The sequence below is a fragment of the Enterobacter sp. 01-M-03-SI-ECC genome, assembly GCF_047530215.1.
Classification (GTDB): Bacteria; Pseudomonadota; Gammaproteobacteria; order Enterobacterales; family Enterobacteriaceae; genus Enterobacter; species Enterobacter chengduensis.
In genome coordinates this window covers 1-528 of the sequence record NZ_JBLKDA010000102.1, presented here as the reverse complement: position 1 = coordinate 528, position 528 = coordinate 1, and the positions used below count along the sequence as shown (strand labels likewise).

2 pseudogenes are annotated in these 528 nt (G+C 46.6%); both read left to right on the top strand.

Annotation, left to right across the window (positions count from 1 at the left end):
* Window positions 1–240: pseudogene (locus ACMWKK_RS26250) on the top strand (phage tail protein); the annotation flags it as partial.
* Window positions 240–528: pseudogene (locus tag ACMWKK_RS26245) on the top strand (tail fiber assembly protein); the annotation flags it as partial. The pseudogenes ACMWKK_RS26250 and ACMWKK_RS26245, both read left to right, overlap by 1 nt.

Below are 528 nucleotides of genomic sequence, written 5' to 3'. Positions count from 1 at the left end.
GCTCAGAGCGATGCTCAGCAGGCAATAACAGGTCAGTTTCTTGATGCAACAATGGGCGCTAACGCATCTGCAGCAGGGGTATTTCAAATGACACAACTGGCCCAGTCGGGTCTTAGCACTGGGCAATCAGGTAGTTTTAACCAGAAAAATGTTTATTTCGATACATCAAAAGTGGTCAGAACTGCCGCAGAAAACCGTCCACGCAACATCGCATTTAATTTACTCGTAAGGGCTAAATGATGAAACCTGTTTTTGATAAAGACGGCCTGGCAACAGAACCGGGCAACATTCGTTGTTTTTATTACAACCCCGAGACGGGGGAATATTCGGGCTGGTCTGATGAATACATTAATCTCGGCGTAAGTATGCCAGGATATTCGACTGACAAAGATCCGGGTGATGAAGTGAGCGGCAGGGTTGCTGTATTTACAGATGGAGAGTGGACTCAGGAGGAAGATCATCGGGGTGAGACTGTTTATTCAATCACTGACGCCAAATCTTCTACTGTCGATTACATCGGCCCTATCC